The sequence below is a fragment of the Carboxylicivirga caseinilyticus genome (genome assembly GCF_050589785.1).
GTDB classification, from domain to species: Bacteria; Bacteroidota; Bacteroidia; order Bacteroidales; family Marinilabiliaceae; genus Carboxylicivirga; species Carboxylicivirga caseinilyticus.
The window spans coordinates 25475-46532 of the sequence record NZ_JBNGOX010000021.1; the positions used below are offsets into that span (position 1 = coordinate 25475).

General features: G+C 38.0%; 12 protein-coding genes. 2 read left to right on the plus strand and 10 right to left on the minus strand.

Annotated elements, in window-relative coordinates:
* Positions 1-13 precede the first annotated feature (13 nt).
* Both ACRD62_RS12005 and glmM read right to left on the minus strand, forming a co-directional pair.
* A complete protein-coding gene (locus ACRD62_RS12005) occupies positions 14-1315 on the minus strand; it encodes an efflux RND transporter periplasmic adaptor subunit (RefSeq protein WP_430820356.1) in 1302 nt (433 codons plus the stop codon).
* Positions 1316-1418: 103 nt separating this feature from the next.
* Positions 1419-2804, minus strand: a complete 1386-nt coding sequence (gene glmM, locus ACRD62_RS12010) for a phosphoglucosamine mutase (protein ID WP_430820357.1) — start codon at positions 2802-2804, stop codon at positions 1419-1421.
* A 232-nt stretch (positions 2805-3036) separates the two neighbouring features.
* On the opposite strand from glmM, the gene ACRD62_RS12015 reads away from it, so the two are divergent.
* Complete coding sequence (locus ACRD62_RS12015; RefSeq protein WP_430820358.1) at positions 3037-3918, plus strand: pseudouridine synthase; 882 nt, start codon at positions 3037-3039, stop codon at positions 3916-3918.
* A gap of 70 nt (positions 3919-3988) precedes the next feature.
* Positions 3989-6373: a DUF5686 family protein gene (locus tag ACRD62_RS12020; protein ID WP_430820359.1), complete on the plus strand. Its 2385-nt coding sequence runs from the start codon at positions 3989-3991 to the stop codon at positions 6371-6373.
* A 225-nt stretch (positions 6374-6598) separates the two neighbouring features.
* On the opposite strand, the gene ACRD62_RS12025 is transcribed toward ACRD62_RS12020, so the two are convergent.
* The 8 genes from ACRD62_RS12025 to ACRD62_RS12060 form a co-directional block, all read right to left on the minus strand.
* Positions 6599-9214: a valine--tRNA ligase gene (locus ACRD62_RS12025; RefSeq protein ID WP_430820360.1), complete on the minus strand. Its 2616-nt coding sequence runs from the start codon at positions 9212-9214 to the stop codon at positions 6599-6601.
* Between the two features lie 219 nt (positions 9215-9433).
* Positions 9434-10579: an aldose epimerase family protein gene (locus tag ACRD62_RS12030; protein ID WP_430820361.1), complete on the minus strand. Its 1146-nt coding sequence runs from the start codon at positions 10577-10579 to the stop codon at positions 9434-9436.
* 26 nt (positions 10580-10605) lie between these two features.
* Positions 10606-11634 (minus strand): family 43 glycosylhydrolase, encoded by a 1029-nt coding sequence (locus tag ACRD62_RS12035; RefSeq protein ID WP_430820362.1) that lies wholly within the window; start codon positions 11632-11634, stop codon positions 10606-10608.
* A 52-nt stretch (positions 11635-11686) separates the two neighbouring features.
* Positions 11687-13720, minus strand: coding sequence for a hypothetical protein (locus tag ACRD62_RS12040; protein ID WP_430820363.1), 2034 nt, complete (start codon positions 13718-13720; stop codon positions 11687-11689).
* Between the two features lie 39 nt (positions 13721-13759).
* Positions 13760-15820 (minus strand): beta-L-arabinofuranosidase domain-containing protein, encoded by a 2061-nt coding sequence (locus tag ACRD62_RS12045; protein WP_430820364.1) that lies wholly within the window; start codon positions 15818-15820, stop codon positions 13760-13762.
* A gap of 67 nt (positions 15821-15887) precedes the next feature.
* Complete coding sequence (locus ACRD62_RS12050) at positions 15888-18386, minus strand: glutaminase family protein (RefSeq protein WP_430820365.1); 2499 nt, start codon at positions 18384-18386, stop codon at positions 15888-15890.
* A 64-nt stretch (positions 18387-18450) separates the two neighbouring features.
* Positions 18451-19149 (minus strand): DUF3823 domain-containing protein, encoded by a 699-nt coding sequence (locus tag ACRD62_RS12055; RefSeq protein WP_430820366.1) that lies wholly within the window; start codon positions 19147-19149, stop codon positions 18451-18453.
* Positions 19150-19164: 15 nt separating this feature from the next.
* Positions 19165-21051, minus strand: coding sequence for a RagB/SusD family nutrient uptake outer membrane protein (locus tag ACRD62_RS12060; protein ID WP_430820367.1), 1887 nt, complete (start codon positions 21049-21051; stop codon positions 19165-19167).
* Positions 21052-21058: the final 7 nt, after the last annotated feature.

Consider the following 21058-nt stretch of genomic DNA (forward strand, 5'->3'; position numbering starts at 1 on the left):
ATTCAGATGAGATTTAGTTAACAGTCAGGCTATCTTTTTCCATCGACTTCAAACGAGAATAAATCTCCAAACCTTCAAAAGGCATCTCATCTGGTTTTTCAGGCTGATTCATTAAAAGGATCTCACCTTCATTTACACCTTCGTTTAGTACAACAAAGTTTTCGTTGGCGGCTCCCAAGGCTACTATTTGTTTTTTCACCTGCCTACCTTCAACAAAAACATAACTTAATGTATCATTTGAAAAAACTGCTTCCATTGGAACATATAAAACATCCTCGAGATCAGCTGTGTTAATAATATTACTGGTTGTCATTGCTGGACGTAAATCCTTATCGTAACCCTCCACTTTTACAGTAACCTCAAAGACTTTTGCATCGCCATTGGGTATAACCTGTCCTATGTTGGCTACTTTAATTACCTCTCCATCAAAGCTCTTTTCAGGAAAGGCATCAATTCCGATTGTCACCTTCTGGCCAATTTTAATTTTAGAAATATCAATTTCATTAATAAAGGTTTTAGAGATCATACTGCTCAAATCAGGTAATTCAGCAATTTGAGGACGCCAGCGACTGATGGTAGCACCTGCTTTAATTTTTTTGCCAAACCGATCGTAACTGTAAATCACCAAACCGGGTTTTGGAGCTTTTACTTCAAGCTGATCAAACAATTTATCAATGTCATCAATACGCTTTTGCTGTTTTCTAACCTGTTCAAAAGCTCTGAAAACTTTGTACTCATCTTGCTTTTGCTTCAGTGAGTAATTACTTTCTTTCTGCTCCAAATCGCGCTTTGTACGTTCTACATCCAGCTGTGCCTGACGGCGAACTGCCGGAGATTCATACACCGACTGATCCAGAACAATTTTCTTTTCTTCCAGATCAACCATCGCATTTAGCAATTCATCACGAAGAGTACTCAAATTAAGATTCGTGTCAATCTTTGCATCTTCATAAGCATTGTAAGCTGTTTCATAATCTTCTGCTGCTTTGGTTCTTAATTCTTCAACTGCAGCATGATCAAGTGTAGCAACATAACCTCCTGAATCAACTTCTGTTCCTTCCTCAACAATGCTTGTCACCTTAATCTCATAAAGATCAATATTGCGACTGTTCATCTCCTGAGGCAAAACAATTAATTCGGAGTTTTCTGTTTGGAGTTGACCGGTTGAGTATACTTGTGAAATAAAGTTACCTTTTATAACCGGTGTACTTAAGTAATTTGAAACGTCTGTTTTGGCAGGGGTAAGAATATAAATTGCCAAAAAAATTAACACAAGGGTGCTAAGGATAAAGTAGGTTTTCTTATTCAACTTCATTATTTAAGGGTTTAGACTACGATGATAGCCAAAATAAATTATTATTAACATAAAAGGCTCGTTAAAACAACGAGCCTTCCTGTTAAATATTGTTAACTACGAATTAAATTATTGACTTTATATCCGATATGATGCTCTTTGCAAGCTCATTGGCATCTTCCATTGTTTTTGCTTCAGCATAAATACGAATAATTGGCTCGGTATTACTTTTACGTAACTGAACCCATTTTTCAGCAAAATCAATTTTCAATCCATCAATATCATTGATTTGCTCATTTGAATATTTCTCTTTGATTTGTTCCAGTATTTTATCAACATCAATACCTGCGGTTAATTCAATCTTGTTTTTAGAAATAAAATATTCAGGATATTTAGCGCGTAAAGCAGAGCAACTGATTCCAGCTTTTGCCAGATGAGTAAGAAATAAACCAATACCAACCAGCGCATCTCTACCATAATGGCTTTCAGGATAGATTACTCCGCCATTGCCTTCTCCACCGATTAACGCATTTGTGTCCTTCATGGCGGTAACAACATTTACTTCACCAACTGCAGCAGCTGTATATTCCCCGCCATAAGCTCTTGTAACATCAGCCAAGGCACGTGTTGATGATAGGTTTGAAACAGTATTACCTGTTTTATGAGCCAGAAGATAATCAGCCACTGCAACCAAGGTATATTCTTCACCAAACATCGAACCATCTTCATTGATGATTGCCAAACGATCTACATCCGGATCAACAACAAAGCCAACATCTGCCTTTTTCTCTTTAATAGTATTTGAAATTTCTGTCAAATGCTCTGGTAAAGGTTCCGGATTATGAGGAAATTGTCCGTTGGGCTCGGTATATAATTCAATAACTTTTGATACACCCAAAGCTTTAAGTAAATCAGGAAGAACAATTCCACCAACACTATTTACACAATCAACAGCTACTGTAAAATTGGCATTTTTAATGGCTTCCACATCAACCATTTCCAGATTCAACACATGTTGAATGTGAAAATCATTATATGTATCTTTTTCTTCTACTTGTCCCAATTCATCAACATCGGCAAATACAAAACTTTCTTCTTCAGCAATTTTAAGTACTTCTGCTCCATCGGCTGCACTTAAAAATTCACCCTTCTCATTTAAAAGCTTTAAAGCATTCCATTGTTTTGGGTTATGACTGGCAGTAAGAATGATTCCTCCGTTGGCATTTTCTTCCGTAACAGCAATCTCGGTGGTTGGTGTGGTTGCCAAACCGATATTTACTACATCAATACCCAGACCTTGCAAACTACCGATCACGAGGTTCTTTACCATCTCGCCAGAGATGCGGGCATCACGGCCAACAACAATCTTAAGTTTAATACCAGGATGACGAAGTTTAGCCCATTGCCCGTAAGCCGAAGTAAACTTAACTACATCCAATGGAGAAAGGCCTTCTCCGGTTCTACCTCCGATTGTTCCCCTGATACCTGAAATAGATTTAATTAAAGTCATAAATAATGTATTTGTTTTGCTGAGGCACAAAATTGAATGAATTTTTTAACAATGCAAATGATATATGATAGGCTTTTCATTCTGTTTGACAGGATTTCACATTTAATTAACGAATAAAAATACCAATTATTGATAAAAAGACTTCTAATCAGACATTTTTTCACTAAAAGCTAAGGTATGGCAATTGTTTTTTTATCAACTTTGCATTTTGCAATTTATACACACAAAACAAATGCGTAACGAGCGTAATTTTAAGCGAAAGCCAGGGCGAAAATTTGGCGATCAGGAAGAGAGAGAAGAGCGTAGAGATGCTGCCAAAAAGGTGGTTAAAAAAAATCAATCTAAAATCGCTATTGAACCTCCTAAATATAACGAAACAGAAAAATCGGTTATTAAAGATAAAATCAGGTTAAATCGTTTTGTGGCGAATGCCGGAATATGTAGTCGTCGTGAAGCAGATAAGTTAATTGCTGATGGTGAGATTACGGTTAATGGCAAAGTAATTACCGAAATGGGCGTTAGCGTATCGATGAAAGATGATGTGCGTTATCAGGGCAAGAAGCTAAATGCAGAAGAGAAAGTCTATGTTCTTTTAAACAAGCCGAAGGATTACGTTACCACTGTTGAAGACAAGCATGCCAAACATACTGTAATGGAGTTGGTTCAAGATGCTGCTCCTGTTCGAATTTATCCTGTTGGCCGACTGGACCGTATGACAACCGGACTTTTACTTTTAACCAATGATGGTGATTTAACCAAAACACTTACGCATCCTAAATATAATGCGAAGAAGATTTATCATGTATTTACTGATAAACCTGTTTTTGCTAACCACCTCGACCAATTGGCAAAAGGTATTACTCTGGAAGATGGTCCTATTCATGCAGATGCCATCAGCTTTGCTGATAAAGATGACAAAACACAGGTAGGAATCGAAATCCATTCGGGTCGTAACCGTATTGTTCGTCGTATGTTTGAGCATCTGGGATATAAAGTTGTGAAGCTCGACCGTGTATACTTTGCAGGTTTAACAAAGCAAAACATACCACGTGGAAAATGGCGTTACTTGACAGTTAAAGAAGTAACCCGATTAAAAGCCGGGATGTTAAGATAAAATTAGAAGAGCCTTTATATTGGCTCTTTTTTTGTATTTTTCGCTTACTAACAAATATCGAGAAGTTACTATGCCTACCAAAGCTTCAAAATATCTGACATATTTCTTTCTCTCAATCCTAATAGCAGGTTTTACAAAAACCACCGCACAGGAAATAAACGGAGTCGTAGTCGATGCGATCACCCGTCAATCAATTCCTTTTGTAAATGTAGCCTATGGAGATCAAAAAGGAACCATAACAGACATTGATGGTAAGTTTAAAATTGCAAAAATAGAATCAACGGACAACATTCGTTTTTCTTGTCTGGGTTATTATCCATTTCAGCTTAAAAGTAATGAGATTGATCCCTTCCTTACCATAAAACTACAACCAATACAATACGAACTGGACGAAATCAATGTAGTTCCCGGTGAGAACCCTGCTGTTGCCATAATGAGAAATGTTATAGAAAACAGCGACCAACATAACCCTTCCTTATATCAACCTTTTAGTTGTATTCTCTATCATAAAATGATTGTAGAATATGATATGCCCGAAGAAATCAGAGAGGAAGAACTACCCAAACTAATGAATGATTTGGGCTTGAGTAAAGACAGCTACCTGATGTTGTTTGAGTCGGTCTCGGAGAAAAGACATTTTAAGAAAGGAATGGATAAAGAACGGATTCTATCGGGAAGAGTCAGTGGCATGAAGAATGCAACCCTCGCATCTTTACCTGCAATGCTTCAACCTTTTTCATTTTACGATCAATATCTTAAAATACTTGACAGTGACTATTTAAATCCGGCATCCAAACCGGGGTTAAATAATTATTACTTTCAATTGCTCGATACTATTGTAGATAACAAAGGAGATTCTATTTACTACATCTCGTACAATCCCAAACCCACTCAAAATTTCAGAGGGCTAAGCGGTACCTTTCATATTCAGAAGTCAGACTGGGCAATTAAAAGTGTTGTTGCCAAAACAGCAGGTTCCAATAAAGGTTTAAGTTTATACATCAAACAAAATTACCAACCTACTGAAGAAGGATTCTGGTTTCCACATCAGCTGGAGAGCAGTCTCGAATTTAAAAGCATTGGATCATCACAGCAACTACCCTATCCGTTGATTGGAAAAGGAAAAAGTTATGTGACAGCAATTAATACAAAACCTGATTTTACTGCCCGGGATTTTGATAATGTAGTTTTTGAAGATGCCACATTGGCACAAACATCTCCCGAGGTAGGATTATACCGTTACGAGCCTCTTACAGCGCGTGATTCATTAACTTATCATCTGCTTGATAGCATTGGCAAAAGAGCACATCTGGATGCTATAATTAATCTTCAGCTTTCGATGATTAAGGGTTATTTGCCTGCTGGCAAATTTCAATTAGACCTGAGACGTTTCTTTGATTACAATGATTTTGAAGGATTCAAAATAGGTTTGGGTATTTATACCAGTCCAAAAATTTCAACAAAATTCTCAACCGGTGGATATATAACTTATGGCTTTGGAGACAAGGAATGGAAATATGGTGGTTCTTTTTTTCTTACACCCTTTAAAAGAGACGAAAACCGATTTATTATCGATTATAAAGATGATGTGTTTGCTACCGGAGAATTAAGCTTTTTGGATGGTGTTCAAAAGAATTCGGCAGAGATATTCCGAGGCTTATTAACTGAAACCATGGATCGAACACAAGAAATTAAATTGGGTACTGAGTTTCGCTTTCTGAGGTATTTTAAAACCGGATTGTATTATAAAAACGCCACAGTAACTCCGAAAAAAAGTTATCGCTTTTTAGAAACTGATGAAGTTGCTCCTGAATTTGATTTTCAGGAAGCGTCAGTGAAATTAAAGTGGGCACATCGCGAAACATTTACAAACTCAGCACTTGGATTTCTTTCGGAAGGAACTAATTACCCAACAGTATGGATAAACGGTACCTATGGACAATGGCAGCAAAACGGCACTTTTAATTATCAAAAGCTGGAAGCACAGGTAGAAAAAACCTTTAACTACCCCAATGCCATGTATACAAATTTAAGAGTACAAGGAGGCAAGTTATTTGGTGAATACCCATCAACTTTTATGTACAGTTCACTGGGATCGTATAAGAGATTTACCATTTTCATCCCTAACTCTTTTGCTACCATGCGCCTGAATGAATTTGCAACAGAGCAATTCTCAGCTGTTTATTTTTCACATGGCATACCACTTGCACTAAATACCAACCAACGCATTAAACCTGAGATTATCCTTACCACCAATGCCGCCTGGGGTGAAGCACCCAATGGTATCAGTTCAATGGAAAAGGGCTATTATGAATCGGGATTCTATTTACGAAACCTGCTTTCTAATTTTATTTTCCGATATGGGTTATCGGTTCATTACCGATATGGTCCCTATAAACTGGATAAAGAAATTGACAACTGGGCTTTTAAACTGGGAGTGGAATTTGCTCTATAATCAATATGTCTATTATTCAATGAAATAATTCCGATTTTCCAATGACAAAGTTTTTAAAAAGACGATAGTTTAACCCCCAATATGATTATTTTTTGAAGGCCGGAGGCCTGACTGTAACAACACAGTACGTCAGTGCAGTGTTTCCGGATAATTGCACTAAACGGACACAAACAAAAAGGGCTGCGAATAAACACAGCCCTCTCCTTTATTTCAAATTACCTCTTTTTATTTTTCCAAACGAGCAATACTTTCAGTAAGGGTTTTAATCTTTGCCTCAGCATCTGCTTGCTTCTGACGCTCTTTGGCAACCACTGCTTCAGGGGCACTACCCACAAAACGCTCGTTACTCAGCTTCTTCATCACTCCATTAAGGAATCCTTGCTGGTGAGCCAGTTCTTTACGCAGTTTTTCCAATTCGGCTTCTACATCAATCATGCCATCCATCGGAACAAAATATTCGTTGGTACGTGCCATAAACGACACGGCTCCTTCTGTTTTTTCTGATACCATTGTCATTTCTCTGATGTTTGCCATTTTCACTAATACGGCATCAAAGTCAGCAGCGTAATTCTCACCTCCCAGTACATCCAGATTCAAGGCATCTTTCATTGGAATATTTTTCTCCTTTCGAATGGTACGAATTCCACCTACAGCCTCCTTCATGATCTCAAACTTATCCAGTAAGTCAGCATTCAAAGGCTTTGCAACAGGCATATCCGATACCATTATACTCTCACCCTCTTTACGATCTTCCAAAGTCTGCCATATTTCTTCTGTTAAGAAAGGCATGAAAGGATGTAACAAGCGCAACATCTTGTCGAAGAATTCAACCGTTGCTTTGTATGTTGCTCCATCCAATGGTTGCTGGTATGCAGGCTTAATAGCCTCTAAATACCAAGATGAAAACTCCTGCCAGAATACAGTGTAAACCGTCATCAAAGCATCAGATATACGATATTTCGAGAAATGATCGTTTACTATTTCAATGGTCTGATCCAGTTTGGCATCGAACCAGCTGATTGCTTGTTTCACATATTCAGGTTGCTCAATAGAATTATTTATTTCCCAACCTTTCACTAAACGGAATGCATTCCAGATTTTATTGGCAAAGTTACGTCCTTGCTCAGGTAAACTCTCGTCGAACAATAAGTCTCCACCTGCAGGCGAACATAACAACATACCAACGCGAACACCATCAGCACCGTAAGTAGCCATCAGATCCAATGGATCGGGTGAGTTGCCCAGCTGTTTACTCATCTTACGTCCTTGCTTATCGCGCACCATACCTGTGAAATACACATTACGGAATGGGAATGTACCTTTGAACTCATAACCCGCCATAATCATACGGGCCACCCAGAAAAAGATAATATCATGACCTGTAACCAAATCGTTGGTTGGGTAGTAATAATCCACTTCGTTATTCTGATCGAATACCGACATCGGCCACAACCATGATGAAGCCCATGTATCAAGCACATCTTCTTCCTGAGTTAAATCAGCAACAGTCAATGCACTGTTTCCGGTAGCAGTTTTTGCTTTTTCAACTGCATCTTCGATGGTTGATGCTACAAAGAATTCTCCCGATTCCAAATAAAAAACAGGGATTCGATGTCCCCAGTAAAGCTGACGTGAAATACACCAGTCTTTAACATTCTCCATCCAGTGACGGTAAACATTCTTGAATTTAGCAGGATGAAACTTAACCTCATCATTCATTACAGCATCCAGGGCAACTTTTGCCATATCGCTCATTTTCAAGAACCATTGGGTACTTAATTTAGGCTCTATAACAGCACCTGTACGCTCCGAACATCCTACTTTATTATCGTAATTCTCAACTTTCAAAAGATTACCTGCTTTTTCCAGTTCAGGAACAATCTCTTCACGGACTACAAAACGATCTTTACCAACAAACAGCTCAGCCTTTTCGCTTAAAGTACCGTTGTCGTTTAAGATATCGATGCTTTCCAAATTATGACGCATTCCGATTTCGTAGTCATTGATATCATGTGCAGGCGTAATTTTCAAACATCCTGTACCAAATTCCATATCAACATACTCATCCTCAATGATAGGAATTGAGCGGTTTACCAAAGGAACCAAAACACGCTTGCCTCTTAAATGTGCGAAGCGTTCATCATTAGGATTGATACAAACAGCGGTATCACCCAAAATCGTTTCAGGACGTGTTGTAGCAATCGTTACAAACTCATCTTCGCTACCTTCAATCTTATAGTTCAGATAATATAGCTTTGAGTGAACTTCTTTATAAACTACTTCTTCGTCCGATACAGCTGTTAAAGCTTCCGGATCCCAGTTTACCATTCGAATACCGCGGTAAATCAATCCTTTCTCGTACAAAGTCACGAAAGTGTCGATTACAGCCTTGCTTCGTGGCTCATCCAGAGTAAAACAGGTTCTGTCCCAATCGCATGAAGCACCCAGTTTCTTTAACTGCTCTAAAATAATCCCACCATGCTCTTCAGTCCAGGCCCAGGCATGATTTAAAAATTCATCGCGGCTTAAATCAGCTTTATCAATTCCCTGCGTTTTTAAACGATTTACAACCTTTGCTTCTGTAGCAATGGAAGCATGGTCTGTACCTGGTACCCAACAGGCATTTTTACCCATCATTCGGGCACGTCGAATTAAAATATCTTGAATGGTATTGTTAAGCATATGTCCCATGTGAAGGACACCGGTGACGTTTGGTGGTGGGATTACAATGGTGTATGGTTCCCTTTCATCAGGTTCCGACTTGAAAAATCCCTTGTCCATCCAATACTTATACCACTTGTCTTCAGTAGCATTAGGACTGTACTTGCTTGCAATTTCCATATTCTAACTTTATCTACTTTATGTGCATTGTCAATAAGACTGCAAAAGTAAGAAAAATTGAGAAATGGTGTTGATTGATAAGGTTTATAAAATAAAGAATTAAAATGAATACCATTGACGTTAATAAAATCAAAAGAAAAGGCTGCTCACATGAGCAGCCTTTGATAAACCGTGACAATCTATTAACACTAAAACAAGCGAAATAATTTTTGAGCTTATTTATTTTTTAATTCCAAATCGATATACCGATTGAGAAGTATATTTCTTTCCGGGTTCTACTTCAATTGAAGGAAATTCAGGATGATTTGGTGCATCAGGAAAATGTTGAGTTTCCAAACAGAATGCTGTTCTGAAATCATCTTTTGAACCCGTTTTAAATGTATTTTTTGATTGCATGAAGTTACCACTGTAAAACTGTAATCCTGGTTCCGTTGTCAGAATCTCCATTGAAATACCCGTTTGATCACCAACAACTTCAGCAACTTTTTGTAATCCTTCGGAGCTTCTGTTTAATTTGTAATTGTGATCGTACCCTTTACCAAACAACAACTGCTCGTTAAGCAAAGTATCAATACGTTCTCCAATGGTTGTAAATTCTCTGAAATCAAAAGGTGTAGATTCAACTGACAACATCTCTCCTGTAGGAATTAAAGTTGCATCAACCGGAGTGTACTCATCGGCATCAATCATTAATTGATGATTAAGAATGGTTCCACTACCTTCTCCATTTAAATTAAAGAATGCATGATTGGTAAGGTTTGCTAAAGTAATTGCATCAGCTTCCCAGGTATATTTAATATCCAGTGCATTATCAGCGGTTAAAGCATAAATAACTTCTACTTCTAAATTACCCGGGAAATTCTCTTCGCCATCTGGTGACAGATAATTTAGTTTCAAGGTTGAATCATTTAGCTGCTCTGCATCCCAAACCACATATTGATAACCTTTAGGACCTCCATGTAAAGTATTAGGCCCATTATTTAAATTCAATTGATACTCATTCTCATTCAACATGAAATGTCCTTTACCAATTCGGTTTCCAACACGACCAATTAAGGCTCCAAAATAGGGTTCTGTTGCATTCTTATAATCATCAAGAGATTTAAATCCTACAACCACATCGGTCATTTGACCTGATTTATCCGGAACCCAAAGTCCTACTACACGACCTCCGTAATTAGTTATGGCAACTTCTGTTCCTGCTAAATTCTTAAGAATATACAGATCCGTTTTCTTACCATCTATAACAGTTTGAAAATCTGCTTTATTCAAAAGTTGAGAAGAACGAATACTATCGCCCTCCCCTGATTTATGAAAGTGACAGCCTGCCAGCAAAATTGTCAGGCTTAAAAGGATTGATCTCATCAGATACTGATTTTAATTAGTTTATATTATTCAAATACTGGTTTCTTCATCAATGCAGTTCCTGGAGTACCCTCAACTTTAACTAGCGGCCAACCATCTTCCCATGTCAGTCGATCCAGCATCAACACACGCCCATGTGGATTTTCTTTATCAACCGCATGGTAAAGAAGCCATTCGGAGCCTTCATCATCGGCAATAATCTCAGAATTATGACCAGTACCCACAAATCGTTCATTTGCTGAAATCACAATCTCGAACTGATTATCCATCATCGATTCTCCATCCTTATTCAGGTATGGACCCAATAAGTTATCTGATTTGCCAACAACAGTAGTATAGGTGCTCTCAACACCATTGCAACAGGTACCGATAGATGCAAAAAAGTAATAGGAATTATCTTTCTTATAAACATAAGTCCCTTCATACGCTGTTCCGGCAACCTGTTGTTTATGGGCACCTTCCTTAATACTTAAGCCATCAGCACTCAATTCTATGGCATAAATACCTCTAAAGCTACCCCAGAAAAGATATTTCTTTCCTCCATCCTCAATATAAAAGGGATCAATAGAATTCTGAACATCAATCTCGTTACTTCTAAATAACTTACCCTGATCGGTAAATGGTCCTGATGGATTATCAGCCGTTGCCACTCCAATTCCACAAGTCCATTCGCCACCCCATACCGACATGGAATAATACATCACATATTTACCATTGATGAAGTTAATATCAGGAGCCCAAAGCCCTCCCTTGGGCTCAAAATCAGGTCTTGTCTCATCAGTAAAGGCAGTTGCAACAAACTCCCAATCAGTTAGGTTACTAGATTTGTAAATAGGTAAATTACGTATATCCTCAGTTGCATATAGATAAAAATTACCATCAGAAGCTTTTATCACAGTCGGGTCAGGAAGACTTCTGCCAACAACCGGATTTACGTATCCGGTTGTCTGATCCAATTCTGTGATAATTTCTTTGTTGCTCTTAGCACTTTTGTTAACAGAACACGCTGACAAAAGCAGTGTTACTGACAATAACAATATTGATTGAATATGCATATATTTTAAAATATCTTATTCATTATACATTCTCACTATCAATATTACTCAATTATTTGCTCATAAATTTTTGTGCACTACCAGTACTTAACAACTCCCATAACGAAGCAACAGTCCAGCCCGGAGCAAAATAATTGTTATAAAAACCTTTCCCGTTTCTACCATAATCCCAGTTAGTGTGCTGCACAACTTCAGGATAATAACCCACACGCTCAATACCACACATATGACCTTCAAATGGTAACAATTGCATCATGCTTGTTTTGATTACCTCAGCAAAAGCGGTAAATCGAGGTTCGTTTGTTGTTTGATCCAACCAGGTAAGAACATCGGCTAATTCAAAAATAAATACATCAATGTGGTTGTTCTCAACCGATACATTTCCCCAGCCCCTTGACTTCAGACCTATGTCTCCTAACATTTGTCCCTGAGCAAATGGTACATCCCATGTATAATACCACGACAAAGCAAAATAAGCTGCTTTCTTTGCCAGGTCTGTATAATGTTTGCTTTCCTTTCCTTTTGTTGTCAGAGCCAAATAATACATGGCTGTTGATGCATATAACGATGCTTCTTTATCTTCACAATTGGCATCTAAAGTAGAAGAGAAATAATCTGATTTTGAAATGATTTCACTCTCAAGATAGGCACCTGTTTTTTTGGCACTTGCCAAATAGGTTTTATCTTTAAAATATTTTGATGCCATTACCAATGGCAATGTTGCTGACGGTGTACTACCTCCACTGGCATCAATAATTTTACTGTTTTTATCGAACTTGCGTGGAAAACTTCCATCCTCATTTTGTATCGCTAAAAAGTTACTTAAGATCTTATGCATACGATCTTCCCACTGCGGATGCTTACGACCTTTTTCCTGCTCATACTTTAAATAATGCATGATGGCATAAATACCTTCTGACTGACGACGAATGCTGTAAACATTAGGTTCATCGTTGTGATCGTAATGGATAAATTCACGGAAGAACCCCGTTTCAGTAAAACCATTCTTCAGGTAACTATCAAAAATGCTATTGGCATCATTTTTTATTTTCTCATTTCCTGTTTGTTCAGCATATTCCAATGCAAAATAAGCGTTTAGTAAAACACGGCCGATAAATCCAACCTCGGCACCGCCATTATTATAACACTCATGTGTTAAAAGATGAATTCCCGAATAGTATTTTAAGTCATGGTTTGAGGTATAACTTTCCACAAAAAAGTTTGACAGAACCTCTTTTACCTTATCAAATGAATAATCCAGTTTTACGGGTTGTGGTTGATACGAATCATATGAATACTCCCATACTTTTGCCACGAAATCAGAAAAACCATCAGCCTGTCCTTTGTGGAATGTCCAGGTAAGTATTTTCTCCTGACCTTTTTCAAGTTTTTCGAATGCAACAACAGAAGGAGCCAAATTTAATTTACGGATATATGTTTTTGGTGCTTCCTGAAAAGGAAAGCCATATGAAATCCAGGTTTTACCATCTCTGTTTTCAAAACCTGTAAAACCGATAGAACTAGGTTCTGAAAGTATTACTTCTCCCTCATGAACTGCTGTGTAAGCGGCTTTGTTTATTTCATTAGCTCGCAAAACAGTATAAAACTCTCCTGTTTTCTCATTGAAAGCACCTGTTAAAGGTGTACTCAATCGATCTTCGCGAACCAACCATGAATCACTTGAATGGAAAGATGGAGCTTCTTTTGGTGAGCGAAGGTTGCGACGATACCAGAATCCCGGCATTAAAAACAGGCAATCATCGTGGTTTGATTCGCCTGCTGCAACACTTTGCTTAAAATTAAAATAGACATCTTCATTTGCCTTAATGCTGATTACATATTTGTCGTCTGCACCTTCTTTTATAATGGTACCACTTATACTTACAGGTAGCTTATCAAAACTTTGGTATTCCAGCTTATCAGCCTTTGTATTAATTTCCAATGTATGAGTAGTAGCCTTGTTTCCCGGTGATTTTAATTGTAACCACGCTTTCAAATTATTCTGCTGTGCTTCAGCCATCGAACCGGTTAAAAGCAAGGTCCCGGTCAAAAATACACTTAGCTTATTTTTAAATCGACTTTTCATATTCGGTTTCTTTGATTCAAGTTGTTTTCTATATTATTTCTATTCGATATCTGTCACTACTGGAAATGCTGAGATGCGCAAACGAGCCGCTCCCATAGGTATTAATTCAATTTCTTCTAATTTTCCGTTTGATTTGGCAGGATATTTTGGCAGTACATCTGCCAGACCAAACTGATCTATCTTCCATGAAGGAATCTGAGCTCCTTTAGCAATCAGTTTTATGGGCACACCCTCAGGCGAGAAAGGATAATTATCTATTGGCCAATCCTTTTCAACTACCCGAAAACTATGCGATGGATTAGACATATTCAATCTTAGACCATAATTCCAGGGTGATGAAGGACTAATTTCATAGGATGGCCATTTCTCAGGATCTGCATCTTTTTGCCATTTTGAATCATAAATAGCCGTCTCAATGCTGTTCAATTCTTTATAATCCTCATCTATCTTTAACGAAAATGTCAAAGCACCATAATCAACCGAAACACTGTTCTGATTAACCTGCCATTGACGTATTTTTATTTCACGTGGCAGTGTTAAAACAACTTTATCTCCCGACTTCCAGTTTCGTTCTAACTTAAAGTATGAACCTGATTGCCCTGTTACATTGGATTCCACACCGTTAATCATCACTTTAGCATTTGAGCACCAGCCAGGTATTCTCAAATAAAAAGGAAATGAAACTTGTTTTTCTGTATTGATTGTAAATTCAATTTCTTCCTCAAAAGGATAATTGGTTTCCTGATGCACCTCAACCTCTACTCCACTTCCCACTTTTGCCTTGGTTACACACGAATTATACATAACAGCCGCCAGTCCATTATCATTGGTTGCCATCACCAGATTCTGCAGGTAATAAGGAAGTGCATGTCCATGATTATGCTGACAACAACGACTACTGAAAGGATTCATTGCCAGGAAAGGACCGGCATTGGCAATTCCCGGAGCATGATTTAACCCATCGGCTGTTACACCATTCGGACAGGTGATATAGCGCAGACTTTTCATATCAGTTGTGAAAGCAGCAGTGAAACTGTTAAACAATACATCTTCACAGTTATCTGCCCAGAAAGTATCACCTGTAATAGCAATCAATATTCCATCAGATGTCATTTGCTCTGCAAAACCGCATGTTTCGGTTCCCTGGCGAGGATCGATATAACCCATTCGGGCATTTTCATCAGATCCAAACATACCTCCCGGCACCTGACCAAAAGTTCTTCTTATTAAGTCATAATCGTTATAACTGGCAGCTAAATGTGATGAATCACCTGTTTGCATAAAATAAGTGGCAGGCTCTCTGAAACATTGTGCAATATTTACATTGTGCCAGTTAGGCAAACTGGACTTTTGCGTCCAGTCGGCAGTGTTTTTATGAATTTTATGAGCTAGCTCCAGAAGCCAGTCCTCCTGTGTTATATTGTACAACCAGTAAACACTGTATAAATTGTCACCACCCCGGCTATTCTCCCAATAACTAGACAAAAATTCTTCGTCCGTCAAATTTGACTCATATTTAAAATAGGATTTCATAAAATCGAGAACCCTGTTATCTCCACTATACTCGTAATAGTGCTGAAGCGTGAATAGCACAATCATGTTTGGCCAGTAATCAATGTGACCTGTCTGTCCAGATCGTACTTCCGGTCCAAACCATCCATTTTCCTTCTGACTGTCAAGAATCGCTTCAATCCAAAGCATACTTTCTTCCATCATGGCTTTATCTTCAAAAATGAAGGCCATATCGGCATAACCTCTTAACCAGTATGGAACCTCTTCCCAACCATGATCACCTCCTTCTGCCAACCAGGCATTATTATCTTTTTCGAGCCAGGCACTAATCTCACCTAACTGTCCACACAATCCATCTTTTTGTAATTCAAGAAGCTTTAAAATCCAACCTTCCGGTTTGATACTACCCAATGGAAGTTTTATCAAATGAGCCTTTTGAAGTGGAGCTTTGTTCCCCCAATAAAAGTTATTATCTCCATTCAAAGGCAATTGATTTACACTGCTCACTTCTTTTAAGTCCGTTGCAGAACAAGCCACTACGATTACTGAGATAATCAGTATAAATGATTTTAAGAGTATTGTTTTCATAAACTGAATTTTAGGGTAAAAACAGGTTCTGATACTCCCCCAAGATTAGTATCAGAACCAGAAAGGTTTACTCAAGCATTTTAATGAAATAACCGCCAACCACAGATCTGGCCTGAAAACCAACTTTTTCCCCCGTATTAGTTTGGTACCAGTCCGTCATTGGAACTCTGTCAGGTGTTTCCTCTAAAAATTTATGTAAAGGATCTATCAATATCTCAAACTTCTTCTGATCGTTTGATAAGGTTGCAGTCCAGACAATCCAATCAGACTTCGTGTATGTTTCCCTGTTATCCAGAGGCAAACCATAGGTATTTTGTTTCTGCAGATAATAGTCTATTTCCTTTTCAGCCACATCCTGACTAAAAATACAGAAGTCAAGTAACTTATCCCATACCAGATTATACTTCTGACTCCAGGTGCCAGGTTTATCGAAAGTCAACCTAAAATGATCACCATCATCGGCCATTGCAATCCATTCATCAGCCATTCTTCTGGCTTCTGTAAGGTACTCATCAGCAATATCAGTCTTACCCAAAGTATTGGCCAAAGTGCCATAACCGGCAATTCCCATAATGGCCTTTATTGACAAGTTGGTATTGTGAGCAAAATGACCTGCAAAATCATCTGTACACAACTGATTTTCTGGATCCAACCCATTCTCTTTTAAATAATTTGCCCAGGTAGTTAACACATCCCAATGTTGCTGGGCATAATCTGCGTTTCCTTCAACATGTGCAATAGCTGCCGTAAGAATTAACATATTACCACATTCTTCAACCGGCATATCACCTCCGTATGTTTGTCCATTTGCTAACGGATATGTACCTACATCGTGCGCAGCAAAAGGCTTGGCCCATTTTCCACTTTCGGAATAATAAAAGATTGGATTTAGCATCCCTTTTAGAAGTTCGGGATTATATTTTAAATATAACGGAGCCGATGGATAGGTTACATCAACAGTTCCGATGGATCCGTTACTGAAATTTTCTTTCGATAAGAATAATAAATTGTCCTGATTATCTTTAACCAGTTTATGTGCAGCAATAGATTGACGAAATGCAAGAATACACAGATCTGCATAGTTTTTGCCACCTGTACTTAACGCATCCTGCATTATTTGTCTGTCAACCATCAGACATTTTTTCATCACTTTTTCATAATCTGATACCGCTGCATCAAATGCTTGTGTGATCGTTGATGTTTTACCATGTTTCCATAGAGCCATCAGGTTTTCACCAAAATATTGTATTGCTTCCACATCATCATAACCTATCATAACATAGCCGGTAGATATTTCAGCTGAAACATTACCCAAATCATGAGAAAGTCCCATAGCAGGCATTACCTGAGTCATATTAACAGGATTATTTATATCTCCTGAATGAACTTCTCCATTATTGGCAAAATCTTTTTTGCTGTTAAAATAGTCGTTGATGCTTGTTAAATATCCTTTGTTATTGGGAGCCGCCAGATATTGATATCCCCAATCGATACGAATATCATCACCTTTTTTACCCAATACATTCTGCTCGACAGTTCCTGCCTGTATAAATTTTATATTTTTGGTATCACCCAGTTCCACATTCACTTCCTGAGCAAGGCCATTTACAGCCCATTGAGGAGTTGTTTCAAAATATATCTGAACGTAGTGATTTTTTCCATCCAAAGATTTAACCTGATAATTAATGTAATTGATTGGTCGGGATAAAAGATCCAAATCATCAGGTATAAGAGGTGCCACAAATTGCACATTTAATTGAATCGGACCACATTCAAACGCATATTGGGTTTGTGTAGCCGACATAGTAGCTGCTGTTTGAACAGCTGTTTTTGAAAATATTTCAGTCTCTGTATTATCCTGAAAAATTCCGAAATCAACATAACCTCCACCCACTCTGTTATGACAATGGACAGCAATCACATTTTCTCCGTCTTTATTTAAAAGACTTCTGTCTAGTTCTATTTTTACATTATTCTTCCATGAATAGCCTGTTTCTACCAATTGATGGCCATTCAGATACAATTCAAAAATATCATCGTGTGAATAAACGAGGTAAACCTTATCATCACTCAATTCTGATATTGTAAAATTACGTCGAACCCAGATATCCTGTGTTTCCCACAAGGTATGTAGTTCAGGCATATTAGGTGTACCAAATGCACCTTCTCCGGTTTTCCATGCACTATCATCAAACACTACATCTTTCCAACCTTCATTTGGCTCTTCAAATGTATATTGCCCTTTCCATGCTCCATATTCAGCCATTGGCAATACAGCTTTCATAGGTATTTCTTCTTTTCCCAGAAAACGAAATACCTCACCATCTACGCGAATTGCACCAATTAAACTGTGAACTTTACCGGTCCAATGTCTCACTGCATCTCCATACAAAAGATCATTATTTGACCATGCACTGGTATATGGATCAATTGTAACCAATGGATAAGATGGTGCTCTTAGCTGGCTTATATCTGAAGAAACAAAGGTTTTCACTTCCTTTTGACAAGATGTTAAAAACATTGCCACCAGAAAAGAAAAGGATAGAAATAATGAGAGTTTGTTCATCTTGAAGAAGTCTTAAAAAGAGGGCTGATTGATACAATTTTCAACCAGCCCTGAGATAAATAGATTACAAATCAATTTTCTGAACAGCTGTGAAGATCATATCTTCAACACCTGCCATTTTTACGCCAACACGAGCGTAAACATAACTTTGATCTATGCGGGTTTCCGGTACAGTTACACTCATTGTAACAGAAGATAAATCAGCTATATCACCACCAGCAACTTCTGCAGAATTAATTTTTGATTGAACATCAACGAACTGAGTTGTATTGATATATAGATTAACTCTTTCGATACTCTTGGCATCTTCATCAGTAATGATTTGTTCCAAACCAAAACTTGCTGATACAGTACCTCCACTCTGAGAGAACTGAGCATTACGAATCATGTAATAAGGCTCTACTTCAATATCCATTTCCTTATTACCACCCAAATTCACAATAATAGTATCCGATTGTGTTTCGGTATTGGTAATGTTTCTGAATGGTCCCTGATGTGAAGGAATAATTAACTTATAAGTTGAAGGGAATAGCATAGCTGAGTATTCACCATCCTGATTTACATCAACCTGAATTGAATTGGACAATTGCCATCCGGGTTCCCAAAGCTGAAACGTTACTTCATGTGCTTCTACATGAATAGCTTCGCCCTGATACACTAGCTTACCGTATAAACGGGCACTTGGTGCATCATAGTTATCTTTCTCACATGACATAAATATCAATGAGAAGATAAGCGGTATATAAAATAATATCTTTTTCATGTTCATCACTCTTAATTAGTTATGATTTGGGTTTCTTACAATCAATGGGTTACTATTTATCACACCATCACTAATGCTTGAATAATAATTACCCATTCTGAATCGATGAGAAGCAATTACGTTGGATGGTTTAACCACTTTGAATACATACTTGTAATTGTTTTCGCTTCCGTTCTCATCGTAATATTTGTATGGCCATAAACCAAATACACGGGTTTGAATTTCATCAGCTACACCAATATTGGTTGATAAATCTACTGCTTCACCGTTCCAAACCTGGTGTGCTAAACGCCAACGTTTCATATCCCATAATTCATGACCTTCAAATGCTAACTCAACCTTACGTTCATTAACTATACGATCAAATGAGATATCACTTTGATCTAAAGGAATTGTTAAACCGGCACGAGTACGAACTGTATTCATATAAGTAGCAGCCACATCCGGATGTCCTAATTCAAAAGCAGCTTCTGCAGCATTTAAATAAACTTCTGCCAATCGGTAACGCACCCACCAGACATCACTTTTCACACCACGCTGACCTGATCCGGTAGCTTCATCCATAAATTTGCGAACATAGAACCCTGTTTGGGCTCCCCACTCAAGTCCGTCTATTGGTCCATCTTTACCAACTACTTGTTCATCTACATCCTTACCTGGCAAACTTCCTGTATCACCAAATTTATCAGATGAAATAACTGAACCGTCAGCCAACATAAATCCGGCCCATATATCAACTGGTTTACCTTTAAAAGTTGACCCAGGCAACATAATCGTTCCAGCTAAACGAGCATCTCTGTCCTTGAAGATATCCATTGGATCATCGTAATAAATCCAGTCTCCATCCTCAGCGTTAGTTTGAAATGGTTCGTAAGTATTATCCACTTTTTCGAAAAGCTGTGCCAGGTTTAATGATGGATTCAATCGTCCACCTTCCAAATCTTCAGCTTCTCCCCATGGTTGATTCACCAATGTCCAAGGGTTAGATTCTTCATTGTTCATACTTTGTACATAATCCTTTGCAAAAATAACCTCAGGATTATTCGATTTATCCTGAAATAATCTTGCAAAATTTTCAGAAAGATTTTCTTTCTTGTTATACAAACTATAAGGTCCTGTTCCGATTAATTCTTCAGCTGCATCAAAAGCTGTTTGATAATAAGCATTGGCCATTGATGATGAGATACCTACTTCTCCATCTGGCAATGTAACTTCCGGAGTATTGGCACCATACTTAGCAATTGAAGCAGCATATAATGCAACTCTTGATTTCATCGCTAATACCAGTCCTTGAGTAGCTCTGGATTTAACATTAACATCATTTGGTAAATCTGCCTTAATATCATCTAACTCTGAAAGAATGAAGTCATAAACTTCATGTTCTTTTGCACGAGGGTACTGTAAATAACTTGGATCGCCACTAAAGTCATATGTTAATGGTTCCAGAATAAGAGGTACACCACCCATTCGCTTTACCATCTCGAAATACAAAGTAGCTCTGATAAAACGACCTTCAGCAAGGAAACGTGCTTTTGAAGTAATTACCGTTTCATCAGCAGCCTCGCATTTCTGGATGAATAAGTTAAGCTCGCGCATATAACCATAATCCCAAAGTCTCCACCAATCATAACCATAGTCCCAAAGGTCACGGTGTCTCCAGTAATCACCAGCATTTGAGGCAAAAGCTTCATCAAAATTGGTATATTCCCACCACGATTTTACCGATTGGTAATCGTTAATTCTCCAGTACAAATCAGATACAAGACTAAACACAAGGCTTTCGTCCTGCCATAGCTGCTCATCCAACAAAAGACTTGTTGGTTCTCTATCCAGGAATTCTTCATCATTACAGCCAGGCATTACAGCCAGAATGATGAGAGCGATTAATATAAATTTTTTCATTTTTTCC